Source organism: Desulfovibrio desulfuricans (genome assembly GCF_024460775.1).
GTDB classification, from domain to species: Bacteria; Desulfobacterota; Desulfovibrionia; order Desulfovibrionales; family Desulfovibrionaceae; genus Desulfovibrio; species Desulfovibrio desulfuricans_E.
The window spans coordinates 18,674-42,882 of sequence record NZ_JANFYZ010000006.1 but is presented as its reverse complement, the minus strand read 5'-3'; the positions used below and the strand labels follow the sequence as shown (position 1 = coordinate 42,882).

Sequence of the window (24,209 nt, the reverse complement as noted above, 5' to 3'; positions counted from 1 at the left end):
GCCTGCTTCACAGGCTGCACATCCCCTTTCCGCGTCAGCCAACGCGCGAAAACCCAACGAGGAACCAACATGTTTGCCAACGCATATAAAGGACGCCGGGTCTTTGTAACCGGACACACGGGATTCAAAGGCTCATGGCTTGCGGCATGGCTGACCCAGATGGGCGCAGTGGTCGGCGGTTTTTCCGACTGCGTGCCCACCACGCCCTCGCACTACGCCGCCATGGATCTTTGCGCGCACCTCGAGGCTGACGTGCGCGGCGACATCCGCGACCGCGAAAGCATGATCAAGGCCATGCGCCAGTTCCGCCCCGATGTGGTCTTCCACCTTGCGGCGCAGGCGCTGGTGCGCAAGTCGTACGACGACCCGGCCCTGACCTTTGAAGCCAACATGATGGGCACCCTCAACGTGCTTGAGGCTGTGCGCGCCTGCCCCGATGTGCAGGCCGTCATCATGATTACTTCCGATAAATGCTACCGCAACGATGAATGGGTCTGGGGTTATCGCGAAACCGACCACCTCGGCGGGCACGACCCCTACTCCGCCTCCAAGGGCTGCGCGGAGATCATCGCCCACTCCTATTTTGAAAGCTTTTTCAAGGATGGCCCAGCCTGCGCCACAGTGCGCGCCGGCAATGTGATCGGCGGCGGCGACTGGGCACAGGATCGTATTGTGCCCGACTGCGCCCGCGCATGGGCCGCCGGGCAGCCGGTGCAGATCCGCAGCCCATGGGCCACGCGCCCCTGGCAGCTCGTGCTGGAGCCTCTTTCCGGCTATCTGTGGCTTGGCGCGCGCCTGCTGCTGGGCCTCAACGAGCCTTTCAACCTGCGCGGGCAGGCCTACAACTTCGGCCCTGCGGCAGACGTCAACAATACCGTGGCCGAAGTGGTGGACGCTCTTGCCCTGCACTGGCCCGGCTTTACCAGCGAAATGGACAAGAACGGTCAGGCTGGCATGAAGGAATGCACCCTGCTCAAGCTCTGCTGCGATAAAGCACTGGCGCATCTGGGCTGGAAGGCCACCCTCACCTTTGAGGAAACCATCCGCTACACTGCCGAATGGTACCACTGCTTCTATCAGGGCCAGAACGGCAAGCAGCCCCAGAACATGCTCGACTTCACCCTTGGGCAGATCGCGGCCTACGTCAACGCCGCCGAACAACGCAATCAGGTGTGGGTAAAGTAATGAATACAGAGGAAATGACTGCGCAGGATGTTGGCATTGCAGGCGCACTGCTGCACCCCCTGAAGGTCATTCCGACAGAAGGCGGGCCGGTGCTGCACATGCTGCGCCCCGGTTCGCCCCTGTTGCCAGACTTCAGCAAGGGCTTTGGCGAGATCTATTTTTCAGAGGTGCTGCCCGGCCACGTCAAGGCCTGGAAGCGCCACACCCGCCAGACCCAACACTTTGCCGTGCCTTCCGGCCTGCTGAAAATCGTGATGTATGACGACAGGCCAGACTCAGAAACGCGCGGCGTTTTGTGCGAACTGGCTCTGGGCAGACCGGAACACTACGGCCTGCTGCGCATCCCCGTGAACGTGTGGTACGGCTTTACAGCTATGGGTGACGCCCCGGCGCTCATCTGCAACTGCGCCGACATCCCCCACGATCCCACCGAGGGGCAGCGACTGCCCGCCGATGACCCTTCCATCCCCTACACGTGGAGTGAAGGAGGCGTATAACATGCGCTGCGGCGATCTTTTGCGCGAGGCATGGGTTCCCCGCCCTGCCCTCGCGCCAAAGCTTACTTTCCGCCAACAGGCAAGGGCGTGGTGGCAGGCCTGCCGCCCGCCTTTTTTCATTACGGCGGCCATTCCGGTTACGCTGGCTCTGGCACTGGCCTTTCGCCTGCAAGGTGGCATCCGGCCCGGGCAGTGGGCAACCTACGCCCTGCTGCTGGCTGGCTGCTTTATGGGCCTGACCATTGCCAATCTGGCCAACGACCTCTTTGACCATATTCTCGGCGTGGACGGCGGCGACAACATCGGCGGCTCACGCGTTATCCAGTCCGGCCTTATCAGCCCGCGCCAACTGTCCATTGCTCTGCTTCTGCTCACCCCGGCAACGCTTGCCGTGGGTGGATTGCTCATTCTGGGGCTGGCCCCGGCCCTGCGGCCCGCGCTTTGGGCATTGAGCGTATTCGCGGTGGGTTCCGCCGTTTTTTACGTGGCGCCGCCCATCCGCTACGGGCACCGCGCCCTTGGCGAAGTTTTTGTGTGCCTGAACATGGGCTTTATCATGGTGAGCGCCAGCGCCACCCTGCTACTGGGCCATTTTGAGCCTTGCAGCCTCGCGCTGGCATTGCCCGTGGGCCTGATGGTGGCGGGGGTGCTGTACTACCAGAGCCTGCCGGAAATCGAAATCGATCTGGTGGCGGGCAAGCATACCCTTGCCAATACTCTGGGCAAAGCCGGATCCTTCCTGCTGTTTCGCCTGTGGTGGCCGCTGGTGTGGCTGCTATTGTGCAATCTGTGGGCAGCGGGCCTTGCGGGCTGGCCGGTTGTACTGTGCCTGACGGGCCTGCCCTTTTATCTGGCCGCTTGCCGCCGCATCCACCTTGCCGGGGATGGCGACTGGCTGCCGCTGGACGCTCACGGACATCTGGTGCGCAAATGCTATCTCATCAGCGGGGCGGCACTGATACTGGGTGTGCTGCTGTAAAACGCTCACTGCTGCAATCAACTGAAAAAGGGCATTCCTGGTTGCCGGTCTGTACCAGCAATCGGGAATGCCCTCAAAAATGCATACAGACCTGTTCAAGCCGGAGATTTTCCGGCTTTTTTACGCCTTCAGATCCCCTGCGAACAGCCTTGGCTCATTGAAAATACTTTTTTGTTTCCGCTATGACTATGGGGCTCAGCACCAACAGTGCAATAAGGTTGGGAAAGGCCATACAGGCGTTAGTGATATCGGCCATATACCAGATAGGCCTGATGGACAGATACGGGGCAACAGCTACGCACAAAATATACAGTATTTTGTAGCTCATTACGTATTTTACCCCGTCCGTCAAATACACAACGCACCGTTCGCCGTAGTAGTTCCAGCCAATGATTGTTGTAAAAGAAAAGAATACCAGCCCGATGGAGACTACATACATTCCCATGTCGCCAGACATGCCAGCATTGAATGCGGCGTTGGAAAGGATACCGCCGTCAAGCGTTGAGCCTTCCAGCAAACCAGAGGTGATAATAACCAGCCCCGTCATGGTACAGATGACAATAGTCGTGAAGAAAACGCCAGTCATGGCAATCAGGCCCTGCCGCACGCCGGAATCAGACTTGGCTGCGGCCACCACAATGGGGGCGCTGCCAAGCCCGGCTTCGTTGGTGTACACACCTCGGGCAATGCCGGTGCGCATGGCGGTCATTACAGAAACTATGACAGCGCCGGTTGCGCCGCCAGCCACGGCAGTCGGCTCAAAAGCAGACTTCACAACCAGAACAAAAGCTCCGGGAAGCGCCGCCGACTGATTGAACAGCACATAGGCCGAAGCGGCAACGTAAAAGGCCGCCATCAGCGGCACAACGAACTCAGCCACGCTGGAAATGGACTTGATGCCACCAAGAACAACAGCGGCGGTGGCAATGGTCACAACTGCGCCCACCAGCGGGATCGGCACACTAAAGGCATTGCTGACCGATTCCGTGATCGCATTGACCTGCGGGAATGTGCCGCAGCCCATCAGGGCTGTGACTGCGCCAAAAAAAGCAAATAGTTTGGCAAGCCATTTCCATTTACTGCCCATGCCTTGCTCGATGTAGTACATGGGGCCGCCAGCCACTTCGCCATTCTCGTCTATGGAGCGGTATTTGATGGCCAGCACTCCTTCTGCATATTTTGTGGCCATACCAAGAATGGCTGAAACCCACATCCAGAACAATGCACCGGGTCCACCCACTCGCAGGGCGGTGGCCACACCAACGATACTGCCTGTTCCGATGGTTGCTGCCAGAGCCGTGCAAAGTGAAGCAAATGCGGAGACATCGCCCACACTGCCTTCCTCTTTTTCAAAAATATAGCGGATGGCTTTGGGGAGATGGATAAACTGAAGAAATCCCAACCGGAGAGTATAATAAAACCCGGTAATCAGGAGAAGGATCATGGTTGGGGGGCCCCAGACAATTTCCTGAATCTGTTGCAATACGCCAATAAGACTTTCCATACACACTCTAATTTTCTTAAAATATTTAGTGAGTTGAAGAAAATTTGCAATAAGACGCCACATTCCGCGCACATGCCACCGCAAGGCATGTCCCGGCTATTTGAGCAGCATCTCACCACCATAGCAATGTATATCACCGCTATGAGAATAGGCCGGGCTGTTGTGATATGCGACTTTTTGTCATTCCGCAACTCCCGTTTTAATATACTGCGAGATCAATACTCAAACAACCTGGCTTTATCCTGTAGGGTATTCACGCTTGACCAACTTGAATTCCGCCTCTTTTTTGGGAAAGTGCATACTGCGTCCGCAATTTTCCAGTAAGTTGCTTGAGCCAGTTGCAGCATACTGCAACGAAAAGCGGGGATACGGCGACCGTATCCCCACGCGTGAAAGCTACCAAACCTGTACGTCAACGAGGCGCAACAACGCGTTTCTGTCACTTGCCCAGCTGCTCCGCCTTTTTCATCAGGCTCAAATTGCGCATTTCAGAAATGCCCAATCCAACCAGCGTCAGGGCTGTTCCAAGCGCCGCCATCCAGGTAATCCGCTCATGCAGCACCAGAACAGCAGTAACCACCGTGACAACGGGAACAAGATAGATGTACACGCAGCTTTTGACAGCACCAAGCCGCTGTATGGCAAATGTCCAGGCCACAAAACACAGGGCGGACGCCCCCAACCCCAGAAACAGCAGGTTGAGGCTGTTAACCGGATTTTCCAGACGCTCCAGCCCCAGATGGAATTCCATAAACGGCAGGCAAGGCAGCATGAACAGCAGGCCGTAAAAAAAACAGCGTCTTGTGACCATCAGGCTGTTATAGCCAAAGGCCATGAGCTTGCGCGTCAAAATGGAATACCCGGCCCACGAAAGCCCGGCCAGCACGGCAAGTACATCCCCAAGAGGATTGAGACGCAGTTGCGTGCTGCCGCTAAAGCTGATGAGGCCAATGCCCAGCATGGCAGCCACAAAGCCCAAAAAGAAGTTCAGCCCCGGACGCTCGGCCCGCAGCAGCCAGAAGGCCAGCAAACCTGCAAAAAACGGCGATATGGCCACAATCACGCCCACATTTGAGGCAAACGTGTAGGTAAGGGCAATATTCTCAAGCAGAAAATAGAGTGTCACGCCACACAGCCCAGCTAAGGCGAACAACACCTCCTGCCGTTTGTCCGTAATGCGCAGCAAGCGCGGGCAGGCAAGCCACAAGGCCGCATAGCCCAGCAAAAAGCGGAAAAAAAGAATTTCCACAGGCGTAAAAGCGCGCAGCAGAACCTTTGTGGAAATAAATGTAGTGCCCCACACGATAATGCAGAACAGCGCCGCCATGTGACCTGTCAGAGTTTTGCTGTGCGTCATGAACCCAACCGGATAAAAAAAGTGGTTTATCACTGAGCCAGGGGCGGCTTGTGACAAAAATTCCGCAAAGGGGCTGGCCCAAAGGAGTAGTGGCAGTGCCAGCCGCTCAGCGCAGCCAGAGCTTGGCCACGTTCGCGAGGTGTTGCACGCGGCAGAACAGCCACGAGGTGTGAAACCCGTCAGCCACTGCATGGTGCACGCAGACAGACAGCGGCAGCAGCGTTCTGCCGCTCTGCTCATAGTGTTTGCCTGCGCGTAGCAGAGGAAAAAACATGCGGGATTCTGCGTACGTATCCTGTGCAAAAGAAGTAAATGAAAGCCAGGGCAACGAGGATATGGAACAAAAGTTGCCGGGCTTGTCCGGGCGTGCCGTTACCCCGGTTACGCCGCCATAACGTGCCATGTCTTCCAGCACGCGGGAATAAAATGTGGAAAAATCCGCAGTCCATTCGCTCCATACATCAGAAAAGCTGCAATCGCTCTGATGAAACAGCGTATAAACCGGGTTGCAGAACGTCCACCAGCCAAGATTGCCCTCCGCGTCCATCGACAGGCGAAAGGTACGGCTCACATCCTTGCCCGGCCAGCCGCCTTCCGGCAATGGCAAGGGCATCTGCACGCTGCTCCGGCTGTGTTCGTCCTTAGCCGCCGGTGTGTCGGAGCAGCTCTCTGCTGGGGTCGACTCTCCGTTGACAGCGGCCATAAGCAGATAAAGCAGGCAGGGAAAAAACCTGCGCCCCTCGCGCGCCTGCATCAAGCCGGTTATGTCCACCTGCGCCGTAATGGAGTAGCGGCACTTTATTTTATTGAAATAGTAGTCAAAGTACTGGCGTCTTGGCCATGTGCCCAAATCAATGGGCACAAAACGCGCATGTCGTTTATGCCGCTGGTCAACCAAACCGGCTGGATGGGACAACGCTTCAGACATTGAAACTCCCTTGCCCTTCAACATCGGCAATCCAGGTTGTCAGCCGCGAGCCTGCCCGGCCATGCCAAGCTCTATAAGGCGCTCAAGCAGCTGGCCAAAATCCATGCCCACAGTACGGGCCTCGCGCGGCACAAGGCTGGTGGCCGTCATGCCCGGCAGGGTGTTTACCTCAAGAATGGTCAGGCTGTCGTCCGGGCCAAGAATAAAATCGGCCCGGCTATAGCCGCTCAGGCCAAGAGCCTTGTGCGCTGCAAGTGCAAGCTCCTGCACGCGGGAGGTCAGCGCTTCGCTGATGGGCGCGGGGCATATCTCGCGCGCCCCGTCCTTGGCGTACTTGCTTTCATAGTCAAAAAAATCGCCAGCCACAGGCTCAATAAGAATGGGCGGCAGGGCTTCCTCGCCCAGAATGCCGCAAGTTACTTCCCGCCCTGCGAGCACGGGTTCCATGATGACCTCGTCGCCAGCGGCAAAAATGGATGCCAGCACAGCGTCAAGCTCGGCCCGGTTGCTGGCGCGGCCCATGCGCAGCGAAGACCCGCCCGTATTGCTTTTGACAAAGAGCGGATAGGGCAAGCGAGGCTGCCAGCCAGCCTCGGGGGCGCAAGGCAAAAATTCCCAGTCTGCCGTGGGCAGGCCCGCCTGCCGGAATATCTGCTTGGCAGCACTCTTGTTGAGCGCCAGAAAAGACCCCGCAGGGCCGGAACCCTGGTATGGGCAGCCCACCCGCTCAAGCATGGCCTGCACAAGGCCGTCCTCGCCGGGTGCGCCGTGCAGGTTGATGAGGGCAAAATCGTGCGCTGCTGCTGTCTCAAGCAGGCAGTCGAAGCCCGAAAGCAGGTCAAAAAACGTTACCGAATGGCCGCGTTGCGCAAGCGCCTCCTGCATGGCGCGCGCCCCGTTGAGCGAAACTTCACGCTCAGTGGACCACCCGCCCGCAATCAAAAGAATTTTCATGTAAGGCCCATCCCAGCTGCGCCTCAAGGGCGCTTTCAATATTTTTTCCCTGTCTGTAGGCAACGCCAATGCCCTCGCGCGCAGCCTCGGTACGGCCATAGCGCTCAAGCAGGTCTTCGTAGCGTTCTTCAAGCGTCACGCAGGCATCATGCCTGATGCGCTTGTCGGCATAGATCACAAAAAAAGGCAGTGAACAGATTCCCGGCCCCTGCGGCAAGGCCCACGGCCACCACACATGCATCATCACGCCCTGTGCAATGGCATAATTACCCGTTTCAGCCACAGTCCAGGCCGCGCCTACCTGCGCGTGGCTGCCGCCGTGCTTGACGCAGTAGGTCTTGGCAATATCGTGCAAAAGGCCGCCAGCGCGAACCTCGGGAACGCGCACGGCAAAGCCCCTGTCTGCCGCCCGCTGGGCCAGCATGGCTGCCACGTGCGCCACCAGCAAGGAATGCCGCCGAATGTTCGGCAGCATGCCGTATTTGTCCCACAGGGCCAGGCATGCGGCTTCACTGGGTACGGGCCGCAGAGCGCCCGCGCTGCAAAGCGATGGCAAGGGAGGCAGGTCGGCCAGAGGCCGGTTGCTTTCTTTCAGAGGGGGCTGCGCGCCGGAATTGGTGTTCATCCTCAAAGTATGCCACCGCAATAAAGGGATGGCAAGATTGCCCTGCGTCGCATTCAATCGGCAGCAGAAGCAGCCCGGATTCCAGCCATACCTGTCCGGATCGGGCAACAGCCCGGTATTAATGTCTGACCGTGCGTGTTTTGCCACAGGCAAAAAAACATCCCGCTGACCAAAGGACAGCGGGATGATGTATCGATAAATTAAAACCGTCAGTTTGTGGGCTTAACCGGCTTGGGAGCTTTGCTCGCCGGTTTGGCCGCAGCAGGTTTGGCAGCCTTGGCCGGAGCGGCCTTGCCAGTTTTTGCTGGAGCAGGCTTGCCCGCAGTGGCAGGGGCGGGCTTGGCCGACGCCTCTGGCGAAGGCGCGCCGTTGATCATGTCTGACAGGGCCAAAATGGTGTTGGCGTAGATGGCGGCATGGTTGTAGGCCATAAGTATCTGATGCTGCCTTGCGCGCGGCAGACCGGGCTTCCAGCCATGTTTGGCGAGATAGTTGGAAAGACTTGCCACAGCATCGGGGATGGTGAACAGATCAACCTTGCCATCGCCGTCGCCGTCCGCGCCGTACGTGGCAATATTGGAGGGCATGAACTGGCACAGACCCACAGCTCCGTAAATGGAGCTCGGCAGATGGTGCGGATCAATATTGTCGCGCAACATGTGCTCCACCAGGGCCTTTACTTCCTTGTAGGCCCAATCCGCCCGTTTGGGCATGATTTCGGCAAACCAGTCGAGGTGCTCCTGATAGCCGGGCATGCGCGGCAGCCAGTCAGGGATATCAGAGGGCTGACGCGTTACCGACATACTGGCAAGCGTGTAAAAGGCGTTTTCCGGCACGTCGGCCAGCACCTTGCCAAGGCGGGTTTCCACAAACAGCAGGGATACAGCTATGGATGAAGGCACGCCAAAACGGGCCTCGGCCTGATCAAAGGCGCGCTTGTTCTGCGCCACAAACTGGCGGCACAACTGCACATTGGCATCGGTCAGCACGCCCTTGTAATACAGGGCCGCAGGTGCGGTGGAAGGCGGCTTGGGGAAAAATTTGCGGTTATACAGCTCACGCATTTTTCTGCCCATGGGCGACTGCGTGGGCGTGGCGCTGAGTGTAGCCAGCAGGGCGTCCACCCTCGGGCCGGAAAGCCCGTCAGCTGCAAGCCGATCTGCCAGGGGCCGCCATGCGGGAGCAATGGCAGCGGAGCCTGCCGCTGGTTGCGGCTGGCTTTGCTGATATGACGGGGCATATGTTGGCGCTGGCGAGGGCGCATATGTTGGAGCTGGCGCGGCATAGCCTGGAGCCTGACTTTGCGGCTCGCCATAGCTTGGGGCCGCTGTAGTGCCCGCACCGTTGCTGCCGCCCGCATACCCGCCGGAATAATTAGGGGTCGCGTAGCCCTGCGCCGTGTTTGACGGAGCGGCAGGGGGTGCCCCAGCCGGGCTGTAGGAAGGCTGGCTTGCAGCAGGAGAGGACGGCAAATCATATGATGTAATACCGTCCCCACCGCGTGAGGCCGCTGTCTGTGCGCCGCTACAGGCGCACAGCAGCAGACAGCCCGCAAGACCACATACCGACCAGGCTCTTCGGCAAAACGAATGAACGGCAAAAGCCGGTTGCAGCATCATTTTTCTACACTTCCTGCAACACCCACGCCACGCGGCCAAGCATGCGCTTGGCAAGCAGGCCCGCAGCCAACTGGGTTTCGGGGAAGCTTGCAGCCTCGGAACGCAGCACGTAGCCATCCTGGGTGCTGTTCAAAAACACCCTGCGCAGCACGACGCCCTCATTGGGAGCAAAGATGGCATAGATGCGGCCAGACACCACATCCGTATCCATTGTATCCACACCCACATGCGCCCCTTCCGAGATAAGGGGGGCCATGTTGGCGCCGCGCACCCGCAGCACCTGCAGGCCGTCACGGGTGAGTGAAAGCGGCAGCGATATCTTGCCCGCCAGAGCCAGAGCAGGACGGGGGGCATCATCATTGTAGACGCACTTGGCGTCATACACGGAGTGGATGCCGCCACGGGCCATGGCGTCGCCATAGTGGGCAGCAGTCTCGGCAAGGGAGGCCGGTGCGTCTTCAGGCACATAACCCTGCTCGGTGCGCAAGTACATGGGGCCTACACCCTGCTTGAGCCAGTCAGGGTTCAGCCCAAACTTCTCGAAAAGCTTCATGAACCAGTCACCGGGCACGGAATTGCGCCGTTTCGCATCGGAAATACTGGACTGACGGATGTCCAGAACCTCGGCCAGCTCAACCTGCGTGCGGCTGTTGGTGGCCAACTTGATGCGTTCATATATCTCTGCAAAACCGGGCATAACTCTTTGACTCCTGGCGTGGAAAACCACGCATCAATGTTGCTGATTAAGCAGCGGCGTTTCGTTGGAAAGCACCAGCTTGCTGTTCTCTTTTAGCGATTTACGCATGGCGTCAAGCCAGCGTTGATACGCATAGAACTGAGGGGCCTTGTTATAGGCCTGGGCGTAAACTGACGCCGCTTTGGCATCGCCCTGTCCTCGTTCAATCTGCGCGGCGCGCGCCGCCTCTGCCAGAATAACCGCGCGCTGGCGGTCGGCATCGGAACGGATACGCGTCGACTCCTCTTCACCTTCCGAACGGTACTGCTTTGCCTGCCGTTCACGTTCGGCCCGCATGCGTCCAAAAATCGCACGCTGGTTTTCAGGTGGCAGGTCTGTACGCTTGATGCGCACATCCAGCACCTCGACTCCGTAGCCATGCATGAGGTCGGAAACCTTGTTGGTCACTTCCTTCATGATGGCCGCCCTGTGGGAGGACACGACCTCTGTAAGGGTATACGCACCCACAAGTGCCCGCAGTTGTGAATAGACAACGTCGTCCAGCCGCGCCTGCGCTCCGGGAATGGAACGCATGGTGCGGTAAAACTGCAGGGGATCAATGATCTTCCAGCGCGCATAGTTATCAAGAACAATGGCCTTTTTATCTACGGTAAAGGCCTCTCGGGAGCGCGCTTCATAGTCCAGAACACGGGCATCGAAATAGACCACGTTCTGGATAAAAGGAATTTTAAAATGCAGGCCAGGCCCGTACACGCGCGAAAGCGGTTCGCCCAGCTGCAATACCAGAGCCTTCTGGGTCTGGTGAACGGTAAAGAATCCCTGGGTAACAACGATAAGCAGTACCAGAGCAACAAGAATCAGCACCAGAGGATTTTTACTCATTATTTCTTCTCCAGCGTCTTGGGCGAAGCAGGAGCGCCGAGACCAGGCAAGGTGAGATAGGGCAGCGCACGGCCAGCAGCCGGATTGTCCATAAGCACCTTTTCGTTCGCGTTGGAAAGAATGTCTTCTACTGCTTCAAAATAGAGGCGCTGTTCCGTGACCTTGGGGGCCTTGTCGTGCTCTATGCGCAGGGCTTCAAAACGGGAGGCATCACCCTCGGCGTTACGCACGCGCGTTGCGCTATAGGCAGCGGCCTCGTTGCCCATGGCGGCAGCCTGGCCCCTGGCCTTGGGCAGCAGCTCGTTGCGGTAGGCCTCGGCCTCGTTAATGATGCGGCTTTTATCCTCACGGGCGCTGGCCACATCTTTGAACGCGTCAATAACTTCGTGCGGGGGGTGCACATCCTGCAACTGCACGGCCAGCACCTGTATGCCCGCACCGTAGCGGTCAAGCACGGTTTGCAGCAACTGGGTGGCCTCGCTCTGAATTTTCAGCTTGCCATCGGTAATGGCAGAGTCGATCTGGCTGTTGCCGATGACCTCGCGCATGGCCGCCTCTGCGGCATTGCGCACCAACGCTGCGGGCGCGGTAACGTTAAAAAGGTAGTCCACAGGGTCGCTGATCTTGTATTGCACACTGAACTGCACGTTGACGATGTTTTCATCGCCCGTGAGCATGGAGGCTTCCTCCGGAATAGTGCGCAACTGCCCCTGCTGGAAGGTGGCCGCCTGCCCAACGGAGCGGAAGCCCACCTCGCTGCGCAAAACCTGCGTCACCTGCGGCTTGTATACTGATTCAATGGGAACAGGCCACGCGTAGTGCGGGCCGGGCCCTTCGGTGCGGTCATACTTGCCAAAACGCAGCACAACGCCCTGTTCATCGGGATTAACAATATAAATACCCGAGAGAAGCCACAGAACCACAATGGCAAAACCCACAAGGCCAGCCGCCCTTCCGTTGGGAAAGCGCATGCGGGCTATTTTGGAAAAAGGGTTTTCGCCACCGGGGCCACGGCCGTTGTTAAAAGGGGTGCGCCTGGCACGAGGGGTTTCTTCTTCCTGCCCCATATCGTCAGAATCCACATCCTGAGGAGGTCGGGGCGGAGGGTTAGAACCCTGCTTCTGTCTTTTTTCCTGAAGTTTGTCCCAGTCCCAATTCATAACGCAAACATGTCCTTTAAAGAATGCGTGATGTTATTGCCGAACAAAAAGTATCGGTCAGTAACTCACTAATATTATGGAGAAATAAGGAAGTTAAACATGGCACTACAGTGACGAGAACAATAGGGCTTTTCATCCATTCTAATCGGGCATCTTGTACAATGTAGGCACATTCTGAAACAAAGTCAATATAACATGGCAAATTACTATGTTTTACAAGCAATACGGTAAAAATTACAGGTAATTGCAATCTGAAACAAAGGGAAGAACCGTTCCCGATTAGTGATCTTCAGATATGGATAGAAAGAACGGACCAGAAATACACTTCTGTATCTCCTTTTCAGAACTACGCGCGACACGTCAGCCCTCCAGCAGAATGACCGCTGAAAGAACAAGATCAAAAAAGGTGGTAAAGTATACACAAAAAAATGGCCGCCCGCTACTACTGAGAGGCAATCCAACTTTTCAAAATAAAAACAGCCTAGTAGGCCAGGGAAACAGCCGCGGATTTATCCGCGTTCACGCTGGGGCTGCGCAGGGCTGTTCCCGCAAGCGGCACAACCCGCACGGAATTGACCACATCCGCCCGCACATCAAAACCTGGGGTATAGGCAAACTGTCCGCTTTCACCCATGCTTTCGCCGCGCCAGAGGGTAACGGCAAAGAACAGTGCGCAGCCAAAGAGCGCCGCGCTCAATGCCATATAGGGAACTGACCTTACGTGATTGTGACCGTTCATGACGACTCCCTGCGGCAGCTTTTGCCGCCGCCAAGTTTTCGTCAGAACGTTGCAAAAAATACGCCGAAAGATTTACTGACGCAGGCGGGTGCACTCCTCCACAATGCGCGTCAGTTCCGCATCGTCCGGCAATTCCTTGAGGCCGGCCCGCGCATGCCCGATGGCGCGCACATATTCGCCCGCATCCATCATGGCCCGGGCCATCATGCCAAAGATGGCCTTTTCGTCCTTGTAGTGTTTGAGGGCCTCGGCAAAACATGCATCAGCCTCTGAAGGCTTACCCTCTGCCAGAAACTTTTTGCCGTCGCTGAAGCCGTGGTCAAGGTTCAGCTTGCGCTGCAAGGCCGCCTGATATTCCTCTTCTTTTTCCTGCCCTTTCAGGGAGCGGTAAAGCTGCGAGAGAAGCTGGAGCAGATCTTTTTCCGCACCGGGAGTATAGACAAAGGCTGGCGCTCCGGCGGCTTTCAGCTCCGGATCAACAGCCAGATCCGCCACTGCGGCTCGAAAATCGCCGCGCAGATCAAGCGGAGCGCTCTGGCCGCCCAGCTCCTTGAGAGCCGAAATGGTTAGAAAGAGCGCCCGTTCCGTATCGCGGCGCGCGCAACAGGCCTTGGCGCGGCCCAGGTCTTCTCTGACTTTACGTGCGTTCATCACAGCCCCTTGTCAATTTTTGTTGCCTGCGCGTGTTTTTCAAGCACCTGCCGCATGGCGTCCGCCGTAGGCGCATCCAGCTTGTAGGACATGACATAATCCCGAAAACGGGCGTTCAGCCCTGCGGCCACCTGCGCAAGATCGCGCTGAAATTCCTTGTATTCCTTACGCTCGGTCAGCCGTACCCGGCCCTGCCCGTCCACATCGTCTACAGCATAGCGCTGTAGCGGCGCAAGAGAGCGCAGGCCGGAAAGGTAGAGAATTTTATTCATGAACAGCTTGCCCATGCACAGGTTATCCCTGACCACCAGCTCGCGGTGCAGTCTGCGCTTGTCTATACCGCGTGCGGCATAGGTTTCGCGCGCATCATCGTCTTCCCTGATATTTTCAAAATACTCGGGCCCAAGGTAATAGTACTGCGGCAGGCCCGCCGCCTGCATGCGCAGGCCGTAATCGCCATCCTCGCCGCCGTAGAGGCCGTATTCCTCATTCCAGAAACCCAGTTTTTCAGAAACAGTCTGCGGCACAAGCACGGCCTGACCGGGCAGGTTGCCCACGCACAACCCAAGCTCGCCGTGCGGGGTTTGCAGGCTGCCGGGAGTTTTTCGCAGCATTTCGCGGTTAAACGCGCCGCCAAGATTGGAGAGCGGCTGCCCGTGGCTCCACAGGGCCAGCAGGTCGCGCAGCCAGTGCTTGCGCACAAGGCGGTATCGTTATCCAGCTTCATGTACAGCGGCGCGGGCACAAGCTGCCAGCCCACATTGGCTGCGCAGGCCACGCCCATATTGCGCGGCAGCAAAAAAAGATGGTCGATCAAGCCCTCTGCCCGCAAGGCCAGCAGTTTTTTTACAAGCTCCGGCTCGCTGCCATTGTCCACAACCGTAATATGGAACGGCACCTCGCGCGAGGTGGCTGCCAGGGCGCGGATGGCGCGCTCCGTGGCCGCAGGCCTGTTAAAAACCGGGATGGTCACGTTGCAGAGCGGCCCCTGCGGGCTCGCCCCGGTGCTGGGCTCGTGCATGTATGCTCCGCTGGCGCTGCTGCGCCCCGCAATCAGATGTGACAGACAGCAATGAATGCGTGATGGTAGATAACAGGCCCCTGTGCGTCAAGACGAGTAATTGACGCTACTGCCGTGCATTGGTAGGCTTGCCGCCGCAAACCCGCCGCCTATTCTGCGGCAGGCATAAAGGAGAACCATGGCGCGCGTACTTTACGGCATTCACGGCACAGGCCACGGGCACGCCATGCGCGGCCTGACCATAGCCCGCCGCCTTTCACGGCACGAATTTCTTTTTGTGGCGGACGACGACGCCCCAAAAATTCTTGAGCCGGAATTTCCCGTGCGCCGACTGCCCAACCTGGGCACGGTGTTCAAGGACTACAAGGTGGACATGGCCGCCACCATCAGCCGGGCCCTGCCCCTGCTGTGGCACAGGCAGCGTTATATTGATCAGGTGTCGCGCCTCATTGATGAATTCCGGCCCGATGTCTGCATGACCGATCTGGAATATTTTGTGCCGCGCGCCGCCGAAAAGGCCGGGCTGCCCTGCCTGACCCTCGACCATCAACATATCATCACCTGCTGCCAGCACAACCTGCCGCCCAACATGTGGTGGGATACCTTTGTGCAGGGCCTCACCCCGCGTTATCTCTTCCGCCCCACGGCGGAAAACCTCATCATATCATTCTATTCGCCGCCTGTGCTGCCACAGTACAAGGCGCGCGTGGCCCCGCCCATTCTGCGCGACAGCGTGCTTGCGCTCAACCCGCGCGATGACGGCCATGTGCTCGTGTACCAGAGCAATTCCACCCACCGCAAACTGGTGGACTTTTTGCGCGCCGCCACGCGCAAGACCTGCTACGTCTTCGGATACGACCGTACCGAAGGGCAGGAGGACAACGTTATCTTCATGCGCAAGAGCGAAGAAGGCTTTCTGCGGCTGCTGGAGGGCTGCTCCTACGTTATTCAGGGCGGCGGGCATACCCTCATGGGGGAGGCCCTGCACCTGGGCAAACCCATACTCACCCTGCCCCTCAAGGCCATGGTGGAACAACGCTTCAACGCGCTCTACATCGAGCGCCTGAACTACGGCATGCAGGCCGACATGCACACGTTGGAACCGGAACTGCTCCAGCGCTTTGAGGCAAACCTGCCTGCCTACAAGGCGGCCATAGCCGCAGGATGCTTTTGCGGCAATGAAACGGTTTTCGGCCTTGTGGATCACTTTATCCGCAACGGTTCCCTGCCTGTGCACGGCAACCCCGCAGTGCAGGAATAAAAGCGGCAAGCCGCTTTTTCAGCGCAACTCCAGGGCCAGACCTCCGGCACAGCGGCGGTCTGGCTTTTTTCTGCCCCTCCTCCCCCTGCTCCATCTGTTTTTCCATCCACTTGTACTTGCAGCATAAAATTTCTGACGCACTGTTGTAACTGCGCTGTCATGTCTGAAGCAATGGCGTAATTGGCCGTTGCGCTTGTCATTTATTTTGAAAAAGTCTAGATTTCAGCAATATTTCCCTACAAATCCATAAACGAGGCTTTTACATGGACGGCATCCGCTATATTCACGCCGCCGATCTGCATCTGGACACGCCATTTCAGGGGCTTTCCCGCACGGCGGCGCAGGGGGGGCATCTGGCACGTCTGCTGCAAGAGGCCACCTTCAAGGCCATGGACCGCCTCTTCCGGCTTTGTGAATCAGACAAGCCGGATTTTCTCATACTGGCTGGCGACGTGTATAATGAGGAAAACCACAGCGTCAAAGCACAGCTCAAGCTGTGCGACGGCTGCCGCCGCCTGCGTGATGCCGGAGTGCGCGTTTTTCTGGCGCACGGCAATCACGATCCCCTTTCCTCACGACTGGCGGCTGTGCAGTGGCCTGACAACGTCACTGTTTTCGGGCCGGATGCCGAAAGCCACACGGTTGAAAAAGACGGCAAGGTCGTGGCTGTGGTGCACGGCATCAGCCACGCCAGGATCAAGGAAGGCCGCAACCTGGCCCGCCTGTTCCGGCGCGACCAGAACCATGACTGCTTTCAGCTTGGCGTTCTGCACTGCACGGTCGAAGGGCAGAGCAAGGCCGACCGCTACGCCCCCTGCTCGCTGGACGATCTCAAAAATACAGGGCTTGACGCATGGGCGCTGGGCCATGTGCACGAGCGGGCCACACTTTGCGCCGCCCCTTTTATCGCCTACAGCGGCAACGCTCAGGGCCTGCACGTCAACGAGCCGGGGCCGCGCGGCTGCCTGCGGGTGACGGCAAGCCCGCAACCGGGCGGCGGCTTTGCCTGCAACGAGGATTTTGTTCGCCTGGGCCCCGTGCAGTGGGCCAGGGTGCAGGTTGAGCTTGATGATGTGACCCACCTCAACGAGGTGGAAAACAGAATGACCTGCGCGCTGGAAGAGGCCGCAGAAGCTACTGACCCCGGCTGCGAGGCCCTGATGGCCCGTGTGGTTTTGCGCGGGCGCACCCCGCTTGACGCCGCCCTGCGCGATGCCCCCAATCAGGAAGACCTTGCCGAACGGCTGGCGCACCTGCAAACAGGCACCCCCAGCGTGTGGATCAAGGACATGGTGGCGGAAACAAGCCCCGCCATAGACCGTGCCCAGTATCTGCAACGTGAAGACCTGCTTGGCGAAACCCTGCGGCTGGCCGAGCGCATGGCGCAAAGCAGCGACGCTCTGCACGATGTGGCAACCCCGGCGCTGAAACAGGTTTATGACCACGGGCAGCTCCGCCATATTCTCACCCAACCCGATGATGCGCGTATGCGAGCCCTTCTGGAAGAGGCCGAACGCCTGTGCACGGATCTTCTGGAGGCACGCTGATGTATATCCAGTCCTTCCACATGGACGGCTTCGGTATTTTTTCTGATGTGAGCGTTGAAAATCTCTCGCCGGGGCTTTCCATTTTTCTGGGTGAAAACGAAGCGGGCAAATCCACCTGCCTGGAATTTCTGCGTACCATGCTCATCGGCTATCCCGACCCGCGCAACAAGGAATACAAGCGTATTCCCGGCCCCCTGCGCGGCGGGCAGCCCGGCGGCAGCATGGAACTGCGCTCGGACGACCGCGGCATTCTGCGCCTTACCCGGCGGCCCGGCAGCAACGGTGGCGTGCTCACCCTCACCGACCCGGAGGGCAAACCGCTGGAACCGGACATGCTGCGCCAGATGCTCTCCGGCGTAAGCCGCGATGTGTACCGCAACGTGTTCGGCTTCAGCCTCACAGAGCTTGAAGACCTCAACAGCCTCACTGACGAAGGCGTGCGCAACGCCCTGTACGGCGCAAGCTTCGGGCCGGGGCTGCGTTCGCCCGGCGAGGCGCTCAAGCTGCTGGACAAGCAGGCCGATGAAATTTTCAAGAGCGGCGGCAGCAAGCCCGCCCTCAACGCCGCCCTGCGCCAGCTTGCCGAGCTGCGGCAACGCAAGGTTGAACTGGAGCAGGAATGCGCCGGGTACGACAGCATGGCAATGGACCTCGCCGCAAAGCGCGATGATCTGGCAAACCTGCGCCACCGCAAACTCCAGCTCGAAGAAGAACGCCGCATCCTTGAACGCCGCCTTGGCGTGTGGTTACAGTGGAACGAATGGCGCATGGCGGGCGCTCGCCTTGAGCGTCTTGACCCCATAAGCGCCACCTTTCCCGAAAACGGCATGGAACGCCTTGCCCGCGCGCAGGAGGCCCGCGAGGGCTGCGAGCGGCAATGGGCCGCGCAGATGGAAAAACTCACCCGGCTGCGCCAGCGGCGTGACGAACTTGAGATCAATTATCCCCTGCTGGAGGCTCTGCCCGCCCTGCGCCGCATGGCCGAACGCAAAAGTGGCTTCCGGCAGGCATTGAGCGCCCTGCCAGCGCAGGAAGAAGCCCTGCTGCGCGCGCAGGAAGACCTCACCCGCGAACTCTCGCGCCTCGGGCCGGACTGGTCGTGCGACCGCATCCGGGCCACTGACCGCTCCCTCTTTGCCCGCGAGGACATTGAACGCCAGGGGCGGGAAATGCGCGCCGCAGCCTCGGCCCATCAGGCCGCCGTGGACAGCCTCACCCAGAGCAACCGCGAAGTGGAAAACGCAGAACGCGAAGTGGCCTCCAACACTGCCGCCCTTGATCTGCTGCCCGCCCCCCCGCCGCGCTGGATGACGATGCCCGCGACAACCTGCGTCAGGCCCTTGCCCGGCAGGAAGAAGCCCGCCGCCAGCGCCCCCTGCGCCAACGTGCGGTGAACGAAGCAAAAACAACATTTTCCAGAGCTTTCAATCCGCTGCGGCTGGTGGTCAACGGCGCAAGTGACGGCGCTCAGGCAGAAACCCTGCTTGATTCTCTCCTTTCGCGGCAGGAAGAAGCCCTCGCCCTCGCCGCTGATGTGCAGGGAAAAATGCGTCAGGCGGACGATGCCGCGCAGGACGTGCGCCAGGCGGAGGAACAGGTTGCCGCAGTTAAGGGCCGCGTGGAAGCCCTGCGCGAAGAACAGCGCCACATAAACGGCCCCACCCGCGAGGATCTGGACGGGCAAACCCTTGCCCTGCGCAAGCTGCGCGCCCTTTCCGCCACCTTGGGCACGGAGCGCGAGCGGCTGGAAGAACTCAGCGCCCGCATCGGCAACGAGCCGCCCGTCACAAGGGTAAAAAACCTGCCGCTGCTGATTCTGGGCCTTGCTTTCTTTCTTGGCGGCGCGGGCATGCTGCTGGCCTACTGGCGCATGGGCATTACGAGCATTGAACTTTCGCCGGGCATTGAACTGCCTGTGAGCCTGTGGTCCGGCTATCTTCTGCTTCTCTGCGGCGTTGGCTTTATGGCTGGCGGCGTACCGCACACCGGGGCGGAGGCAAAACGCCGCCAGATGGAACATCTGCAACTTCAGGGCAGACGCGATTCGTGCGCGGCCCATGTGGCGGAACTGGACGAACAGGCCAGCCAGCTTTGCGCCGCCGCTGGCGTGCAGAGCATGGATCTGGTGACGCTTGAAGCAAGGGAAGTGCTGCTTGAGCACGAACGCGAGCAATGTTTTGAAGAAGAACGCGCCCGCAAGGACATGGACGAACTGAAACACGCCATGGACCTTGCCCGCACGGAAGTTAGCAAGCGGCAGGCCGTGCGCTCCGAGGTTGAAGGTATTGTGCAGCAAACCCGCCGCCGCTGGCACGAATTTATGCTGGCTCTGCATGTGGCCAATGTGCCCTCGCCCGAGGGTGCGGCTGCCTTTTTTGCCCGGGCCGAATCAGCCCGGCTCGCCTTTGGCGGCGTTGCCGCCGCCGATGCGGAACTGCAAACCCTGGATGACGACCTGCGTCAGACAGAGGCCCGCATGCGTCTGGTGCCTGCCGTGGCTGAACGCCTGCCCGCCAACGCGGATTCAGATTCACTAGCGGAGGCTGTGCGGCAGGTGCTGGAATCCTGCCGCGAAGCCGATGCCGCCCGCGAACTGCGCATCAAGGCCGAAGCCGCGCTGCAAAATTCGCAGAGCGAACTCAACCGCGCCCGCACCCGTCAGGCGGAAGCCAGCGCAGAACTGCGTCAGGCGCAGGAGCGGCTCAACGAAGCGCGCTCGCAATGGACAGCCTGCCTGCATGATCTTGGCCTCGGCACCGACCTTGACCCGGAAACAGTGCGGGAAGCCCTGAAATACATGGAAAACTGCCTCGCTGCCGAGGCTTCTGTGCAGCGCGCCCAGTCGCAGCTCAACCAGGGTCGCACAGAACTGGCTGCCCTGCGCGACCCGCTGCAAGCCCTGCTGGCGGAGCTTGGCCTGCCGCCGCAGCAGGACGCGGACAACCGCCCAGACTGGCTGCTTAGCCTTGATGCCGCGCTGGAAGCGGCGGAAGCCATGTCGCAGGCGCAGAGCCGCCGCCGCAACCTTGATAATGAAGTGACGGAAATGGAGGACGAGGCCCGAGCTGTGGAAGCCGCCCTTGAAAGCGCCCGGAGCGCGGAACGCTCCCTGCTTGCCATGGCGGGCGCGCACGATGCGGAAGAATTTTTGCGTCAGGCCGCGCTTCACGAAGAGCTGCGCGCACTCACCCTGCGCCGTCAGGATCTGGAAGATGCCCTGCGGCTGGCTGCGGACAAAACACCCATGAAGGACTTTCTCGATTCCTTCGAGCATGAGGATCAGGAAAGTCAGGAGCGCCGCAGCGCGACCATCAGCGAAGAACTGACAGGCATTCAGGAGCAGGAAGAAAATCTGGTCAAGCGCGTGGCGGAACTGCGCAGCAAGGTAGACGCCCTTTCGCGCACCGACGAGCTTTCGCAGCTATTGCAACAGGAGGCGGCCCTTGTGGAAGACATGGAGCGCATGGCCTTTGCCTGGAGCCGCGTGGCCCTTGCCCGCAGCATCCTTGAAACAGCCAAGCGCACCTTTGAGCTGGAGCGCCAGCCAGAAGTCATCCGCCTTGCCTCAAGCATCTTCACCCGCATCACAGGCCAGCGCTGGCGCGGCATCAACGCCTCGCTGGAAGACGCCAGCCTCGCCATCCTGCCCGCGCAGGGCGAACCCATAGCGCCGGAAAATCTGAGCCGTGGCGCGCGCGAGCAAGCCTATCTGGCCCTGCGGCTTGCCTACATAAAAAATCATGCCCTGCATGCCGCGCCCCTGCCGGTTATCATGGACGAAGTGCTGGTCAACTTTGACCCGCAAAGGGCTGAGCGCACGGCGCGCGCCTTTGTGGAGCTGACCGGCGGCAGCCAGGGCAAGGCCCATCAGCTGCTCTACTTTACCTGCCAGCCGCACATGGCGGAACTACTGCGCAAGGCAGAACCCCAGGCCGCTCTGTTCCATGTGCAAGACGGCAGCATCAAGGCCGCATAAGCGCTAACAAATCCTCCTTCTGCACAGCGGGCGGGTGTTCCTTGGGAACATCCGCCCCTATTTATTGGCAAAACCTTCAGTACTCTCCACGCCATCCTTGTTTGCAGCCCTAAAATCGATTAGCAATCTTTCTTTTCCAATTGAGCATGTTAGCATAAAATACAATTTTTTGTACAATTTTTAATAATAAAATCAGTGTGATATAATTTGAATTTGAAAAGTAATTTCATTTTTATTGACACAAAGCTCTGCCTGTGACAGTGTACCGCCATGCACATTCAGCAAAGCGGAGATAAAAATATGGATCAGCAGCCGGTGTTTACCGACCATACGGGTTTAAGCCACCGTTTCAGCCACGACAACCTCCACATTTCTGTTTCTTCCCGCTTCGATCCTCCCCAGGCCTCTGCACTTATTGAGCTTCTCCAGTGCAACCAGGCAAACTGCAAACGCATTTTCATTGACGTACGGCACGTAGCCAACCCACATCCTTCCGCTGTTGACGCCCTCAAAACCTCGCTCCTGCTGGGCGGTCTCAGCACAGAACGTATCGTATTCAAGGGCAAGAGCGGCTTTGACATGGCCGTTACCGGCAATCGCGTTCTCATCGAGCAAAAGAAAAAGCACGTCTGCAAGGGCAACTGCGCCAACTGCAAGTGCGGCCACCACAAGAATCACCACGCGGAAAACTGATCGCCACCTCGCTTGCGGCAGAGGGAGGCGTATTAGGGCAAGGACATCGCCCGGAGGCTGCGCGCCAAGCGTCAGCCCGTCAAGGGATGTCTTCTGAAAAAATAACGCGCGCGTTGCAAAAGCCTGTGGCGTCTGCGGCCGTTGCGCAAACCCTTTACGAGGAGAAAGGAATGAGTTCACGAGAAAGGAATGGTCTGAACCGCTTTAAAAAGGTGTGCATGGTCACACTGCTTGCAGCAGGCATGCTGATGGGCGTGGCCGGGGGGGCCAAGGCCATTGACTTCAAGGCCAAGGGCGAATGGCTGGTTGGTTTTGGCGTGGGCGAAGGCGTCCTCACCAAGAACACCAGAGATACTGACGGAGCCAAGTCCAAAACCAATACCGAAGACCAGTTTGGCGCTTCCCAGCGCATCCGCCTCCAGTTGGACGCCGTGGCCTCCGAAGCTCTGTCCGGCACGGTGTATTTTGAAATTGGCGACCAGCATTGGGGCAAATCGGGCGATGGCGCAGCTCTCGGCGCTGACGGGAACAACCAGGTCAAGGTTAAAAACGCCTACATCGACTGGCTGATCCCGCAGACTGACGCCCGCGTGCGCATGGGCCTCCAGGCCGCCGCCCTGCCCAACGTGGCTGGCGGCTCCGCCATTATGGACTGCGATGTTGCAGCCCTGACCGCCAACTACAAGTTCAACGAAAATGTGGGCCTCACCTTTATGTGGGCGCGCCCTGTCAACGACAACTTTAACGGCGCGTTTGTCGACGGCAATGGCAATTCCAGCACGGAAAAGACCAACTACCTCGACAACCTTGATCTGTTCATGCTCTCCATGCCCCTGAGTTTTGACGGTGTTGAAGTCACCCCCTGGACCATGTACGGCATGCGCGGTAAAAACTCCCTGCGCGGCCTGGATGACGAAACCTACGGTTCGCCCTGGGAAACCAGCGACGGCAAACTTGGCCTCACCATTCCCGGCACCAACCCCGGCTTCAACTACGCCAACGGCCTGAATCCCCTCAATTCCTCCAGCACCAACAAGCAATACGGCTCGGTGTTCTGGGCGGGTCTGCCGGTGGCCATCACCATGTTCGACCCTCTGAACATCGAATTCGACATCAACTATGGCTATTCTGAAGCCATGGGCCGCTACGATGTGCTCAAGCGCGGCGTGGACAGCGTGCGCGCCAGCACCGAGCGTCAGGGCTGGCTGGCAAAAGCCCTTGTTGAATACAAGCTGGACTGGGGTGTTCCCGGCATCTTCGGCTGGTACGCCAGCGGTGACGATGGCAACGTGAAAAACGGCTCCGAGCGCATGCCCTCCATTGCTGGCGCGGGCAACTTCACCTCCTTTATCGGCGACGGCAACCTTTCGTGGAGCCCGGTTGCCAATGGTTGCGACTGGAGCATGAGCTATACCGGCACCTGGGGCATCGGCGCACAGCTGAAAGACATGAGCTTTATTGAAAACGTCTCCCACACCTTCCGTCTGGCATACTGGGGCGGCACCAACGCTACCTCCATGGTCAAGTACATGAAGGATGCCTCCTCCTGGCAGGCTGGCTACGGCGGCGACGGCCCCTACCTGACCACCAACGACGGGCTGCTGGAATTCAACCTCGTCAACACATGGCAGGCCTACGAAAACCTGAGTGTGAATCTGGAACTCGGCTACGTTGCCAACATGATCGACAAGGACACATGGAAAAAGGCCAGTTACAACAACGGCGCTGGCAACGGCAGCTTTGACAAGCAGGACGCCTGGAAAGCCCAGGTTGTCTTCCAGTACAGCTTCTAAACCTCTCAGCCATTTGCAAGCGCCGTTCCCTTCCCGGCGCGCAGGCTTCGCCGCTTCCCTTCGCAGGGAAGCGGCGTTTCCATTGCGGCAGCACGATACAGTGCAATGCAAAGCCGCACATGGGCGCCTCCTATGCGGCGT

21 protein-coding genes and 1 pseudogene are annotated in these 24,209 nt (G+C 58.9%); 9 read left to right on the top strand and 13 right to left on the bottom strand.

Annotation, left to right across the window (positions count from 1 at the left end; translation table 11 throughout):
• Positions 1–69 precede the first annotated feature (69 nt).
• Genes rfbG through NE637_RS08810 form a run of 3 tightly spaced genes read left to right on the top strand, consistent with a single transcriptional unit; the run spans position 70 to position 2,661 of the window.
• Complete coding sequence (gene rfbG, locus NE637_RS08820) at positions 70–1,185, top strand: CDP-glucose 4,6-dehydratase (protein ID WP_227118590.1); 1,116 nt, start codon at positions 70–72, stop codon at positions 1,183–1,185.
• Positions 1,185–1,682 (top strand): dTDP-4-dehydrorhamnose 3,5-epimerase family protein, encoded by a 498-nt coding sequence (locus NE637_RS08815; protein WP_227118589.1) that lies wholly within the window; start codon positions 1,185–1,187, stop codon positions 1,680–1,682. The genes rfbG and NE637_RS08815 overlap by 1 nt, the downstream gene beginning before the upstream one ends.
• Position 1,683: 1 nt before the next feature.
• Entirely contained in the window at positions 1,684–2,661 is a 978-nt protein-coding gene (locus tag NE637_RS08810; RefSeq protein WP_227118588.1) for a prenyltransferase, read from the top strand.
• 154 nt (positions 2,662–2,815) lie between these two features.
• Here NE637_RS08810 and NE637_RS08805 read toward each other — a convergent pair whose 3' ends face one another.
• From NE637_RS08805 to NE637_RS15890, 13 genes and pseudogenes are all read right to left on the bottom strand, one after another.
• The gene (locus NE637_RS08805; RefSeq protein ID WP_227118587.1) at positions 2,816–4,165 is read right to left on the bottom strand and encodes an alanine/glycine:cation symporter family protein; all 1,350 of its coding nucleotides are present in this window, start codon (positions 4,163–4,165) and stop codon (positions 2,816–2,818) included.
• 439 nt (positions 4,166–4,604) lie between these two features.
• Positions 4,605–5,522, bottom strand: a complete 918-nt coding sequence (locus NE637_RS08800) for a DMT family transporter (RefSeq protein ID WP_227118586.1) — start codon at positions 5,520–5,522, stop codon at positions 4,605–4,607.
• A 106-nt stretch (positions 5,523–5,628) separates the two neighbouring features.
• The gene (locus NE637_RS08795; protein ID WP_227118585.1) at positions 5,629–6,450 is read right to left on the bottom strand and encodes a CatA-like O-acetyltransferase; all 822 of its coding nucleotides are present in this window, start codon (positions 6,448–6,450) and stop codon (positions 5,629–5,631) included.
• Between the two features lie 39 nt (positions 6,451–6,489).
• Positions 6,490–7,404, bottom strand: a complete 915-nt coding sequence (locus NE637_RS08790) for a D-alanine--D-alanine ligase family protein (RefSeq protein WP_192112500.1) — start codon at positions 7,402–7,404, stop codon at positions 6,490–6,492.
• Positions 7,367–8,029 carry an HDIG domain-containing metalloprotein gene (locus tag NE637_RS08785; protein ID WP_227118584.1) on the bottom strand — a complete coding sequence of 221 codons (663 nt, stop codon included), beginning with the start codon at positions 8,027–8,029 and terminating at the stop codon, positions 7,367–7,369. Before NE637_RS08785 ends, NE637_RS08790 begins: the two co-directional genes overlap by 38 nt.
• A 209-nt stretch (positions 8,030–8,238) precedes the next feature.
• Entirely contained in the window at positions 8,239–9,648 is a 1,410-nt protein-coding gene (locus NE637_RS08780) for a lytic murein transglycosylase (protein ID WP_227118583.1), read from the bottom strand.
• A 4-nt stretch (positions 9,649–9,652) separates the two neighbouring features.
• Positions 9,653–10,345, bottom strand: a complete 693-nt coding sequence (locus NE637_RS08775) for a LexA family transcriptional regulator (RefSeq protein ID WP_192112498.1) — start codon at positions 10,343–10,345, stop codon at positions 9,653–9,655.
• 33 nt (positions 10,346–10,378) lie between these two features.
• Positions 10,379–11,227 carry a protease modulator HflC gene (hflC, locus tag NE637_RS08770; RefSeq protein WP_192112497.1) on the bottom strand — a complete coding sequence of 283 codons (849 nt, stop codon included), beginning with the start codon at positions 11,225–11,227 and terminating at the stop codon, positions 10,379–10,381.
• A complete protein-coding gene (gene hflK / locus NE637_RS08765; protein ID WP_192112496.1) occupies positions 11,227–12,387 on the bottom strand; it encodes an FtsH protease activity modulator HflK in 1,161 nt (386 codons plus the stop codon). Before hflK ends, hflC begins: the two co-directional genes overlap by 1 nt.
• Positions 12,388–12,868: 481 nt before the next feature.
• Positions 12,869–13,126 (bottom strand): hypothetical protein, encoded by a 258-nt coding sequence (locus NE637_RS08760; RefSeq protein WP_192112495.1) that lies wholly within the window; start codon positions 13,124–13,126, stop codon positions 12,869–12,871.
• Positions 13,127–13,198: 72 nt separating this feature from the next.
• On the bottom strand, positions 13,199–13,777 hold the full coding sequence (locus tag NE637_RS08755; protein WP_192112494.1) for a tetratricopeptide repeat protein: 579 nt from the start codon (positions 13,775–13,777) through the stop codon (positions 13,199–13,201).
• Positions 13,777–14,478 (bottom strand): glycosyltransferase family protein, encoded by a 702-nt coding sequence (locus NE637_RS15895; protein WP_256267699.1) that lies wholly within the window; start codon positions 14,476–14,478, stop codon positions 13,777–13,779. Before NE637_RS15895 ends, NE637_RS08755 begins: the two co-directional genes overlap by 1 nt.
• Before the next feature lie 65 nt (positions 14,479–14,543).
• Positions 14,544–14,798 (bottom strand): annotated as a pseudogene (locus tag NE637_RS15890) (glycosyltransferase family 2 protein); the annotation flags it as partial.
• A gap of 178 nt (positions 14,799–14,976) precedes the next feature.
• Between NE637_RS15890 and NE637_RS08740 the strand changes: the two are divergent.
• The 6 genes from NE637_RS08740 to NE637_RS08715 all read left to right on the top strand — a co-directional run bounded on the left by NE637_RS08740 (position 14,977) and on the right by NE637_RS08715 (position 24,068).
• The gene (locus NE637_RS08740) at positions 14,977–16,059 is read left to right on the top strand and encodes a glycosyltransferase family protein (RefSeq protein WP_227118582.1); all 1,083 of its coding nucleotides are present in this window, start codon (positions 14,977–14,979) and stop codon (positions 16,057–16,059) included.
• 263 nt (positions 16,060–16,322) lie between these two features.
• Positions 16,323–17,606, top strand: a complete 1,284-nt coding sequence (locus NE637_RS08735; RefSeq protein ID WP_192112491.1) for a metallophosphoesterase family protein — start codon at positions 16,323–16,325, stop codon at positions 17,604–17,606.
• Positions 17,606–19,000 carry an AAA family ATPase gene (locus tag NE637_RS08730; RefSeq protein WP_256267691.1) on the top strand — a complete coding sequence of 465 codons (1,395 nt, stop codon included), beginning with the start codon at positions 17,606–17,608 and terminating at the stop codon, positions 18,998–19,000. Before NE637_RS08735 ends, NE637_RS08730 begins: the two co-directional genes overlap by 1 nt.
• The gene (locus NE637_RS08725; RefSeq protein WP_256267690.1) at positions 18,997–21,582 is read left to right on the top strand and encodes an ATP-binding protein; all 2,586 of its coding nucleotides are present in this window, start codon (positions 18,997–18,999) and stop codon (positions 21,580–21,582) included. The genes NE637_RS08730 and NE637_RS08725 overlap by 4 nt, the downstream gene beginning before the upstream one ends.
• A 300-nt stretch (positions 21,583–21,882) precedes the next feature.
• Positions 21,883–22,275 carry a squalene cyclase gene (locus tag NE637_RS08720; RefSeq protein ID WP_192112489.1) on the top strand — a complete coding sequence of 131 codons (393 nt, stop codon included), beginning with the start codon at positions 21,883–21,885 and terminating at the stop codon, positions 22,273–22,275.
• Positions 22,276–22,445: 170 nt separating this feature from the next.
• Entirely contained in the window at positions 22,446–24,068 is a 1,623-nt protein-coding gene (locus NE637_RS08715; RefSeq protein ID WP_227118580.1) for an outer membrane homotrimeric porin, read from the top strand.
• The last annotated feature ends 141 nt before the right edge of the window (positions 24,069–24,209 follow it).

Coding starts and splice junctions, on each gene's coding strand:
- NE637_RS08780 (WP_227118583.1), bottom strand. CDS start 9,648: ATGATGCTGCAACCGGCTTTTGCCGTTCATTCGTTTTGCCGAAGAGCC.
- rfbG (WP_227118590.1), top strand. CDS start 70: ATGTTTGCCAACGCATATAAAGGACGCCGGGTCTTTGTAACCGGACAC.
- hflK (WP_192112496.1), bottom strand. CDS start 12,387: ATGAATTGGGACTGGGACAAACTTCAGGAAAAAAGACAGAAGCAGGGT.
- NE637_RS08755 (WP_192112494.1), bottom strand. CDS start 13,777: ATGAACGCACGTAAAGTCAGAGAAGACCTGGGCCGCGCCAAGGCCTGT.
- NE637_RS08815 (WP_227118589.1), top strand. CDS start 1,185: ATGAATACAGAGGAAATGACTGCGCAGGATGTTGGCATTGCAGGCGCA.
- NE637_RS08760 (WP_192112495.1), bottom strand. CDS start 13,126: ATGAACGGTCACAATCACGTAAGGTCAGTTCCCTATATGGCATTGAGC.
- NE637_RS08775 (WP_192112498.1), bottom strand. CDS start 10,345: ATGCCCGGTTTTGCAGAGATATATGAACGCATCAAGTTGGCCACCAAC.
- NE637_RS08790 (WP_192112500.1), bottom strand. CDS start 7,404: ATGAAAATTCTTTTGATTGCGGGCGGGTGGTCCACTGAGCGTGAAGTT.
- hflC (WP_192112497.1), bottom strand. CDS start 11,227: ATGAGTAAAAATCCTCTGGTGCTGATTCTTGTTGCTCTGGTACTGCTT.
- NE637_RS08730 (WP_256267691.1), top strand. CDS start 17,606: ATGTATATCCAGTCCTTCCACATGGACGGCTTCGGTATTTTTTCTGAT.
- NE637_RS08795 (WP_227118585.1), bottom strand. CDS start 6,450: ATGTCTGAAGCGTTGTCCCATCCAGCCGGTTTGGTTGACCAGCGGCAT.
- NE637_RS08740 (WP_227118582.1), top strand. CDS start 14,977: ATGGCGCGCGTACTTTACGGCATTCACGGCACAGGCCACGGGCACGCC.
- NE637_RS08785 (WP_227118584.1), bottom strand. CDS start 8,029: ATGAACACCAATTCCGGCGCGCAGCCCCCTCTGAAAGAAAGCAACCGG.
- NE637_RS08800 (WP_227118586.1), bottom strand. CDS start 5,522: ATGACGCACAGCAAAACTCTGACAGGTCACATGGCGGCGCTGTTCTGC.
- NE637_RS08735 (WP_192112491.1), top strand. CDS start 16,323: ATGGACGGCATCCGCTATATTCACGCCGCCGATCTGCATCTGGACACG.
- NE637_RS08805 (WP_227118587.1), bottom strand. CDS start 4,165: ATGGAAAGTCTTATTGGCGTATTGCAACAGATTCAGGAAATTGTCTGG.
- NE637_RS08810 (WP_227118588.1), top strand. CDS start 1,684: ATGCGCTGCGGCGATCTTTTGCGCGAGGCATGGGTTCCCCGCCCTGCC.
- NE637_RS08720 (WP_192112489.1), top strand. CDS start 21,883: ATGGATCAGCAGCCGGTGTTTACCGACCATACGGGTTTAAGCCACCGT.
- NE637_RS08715 (WP_227118580.1), top strand. CDS start 22,446: ATGAGTTCACGAGAAAGGAATGGTCTGAACCGCTTTAAAAAGGTGTGC.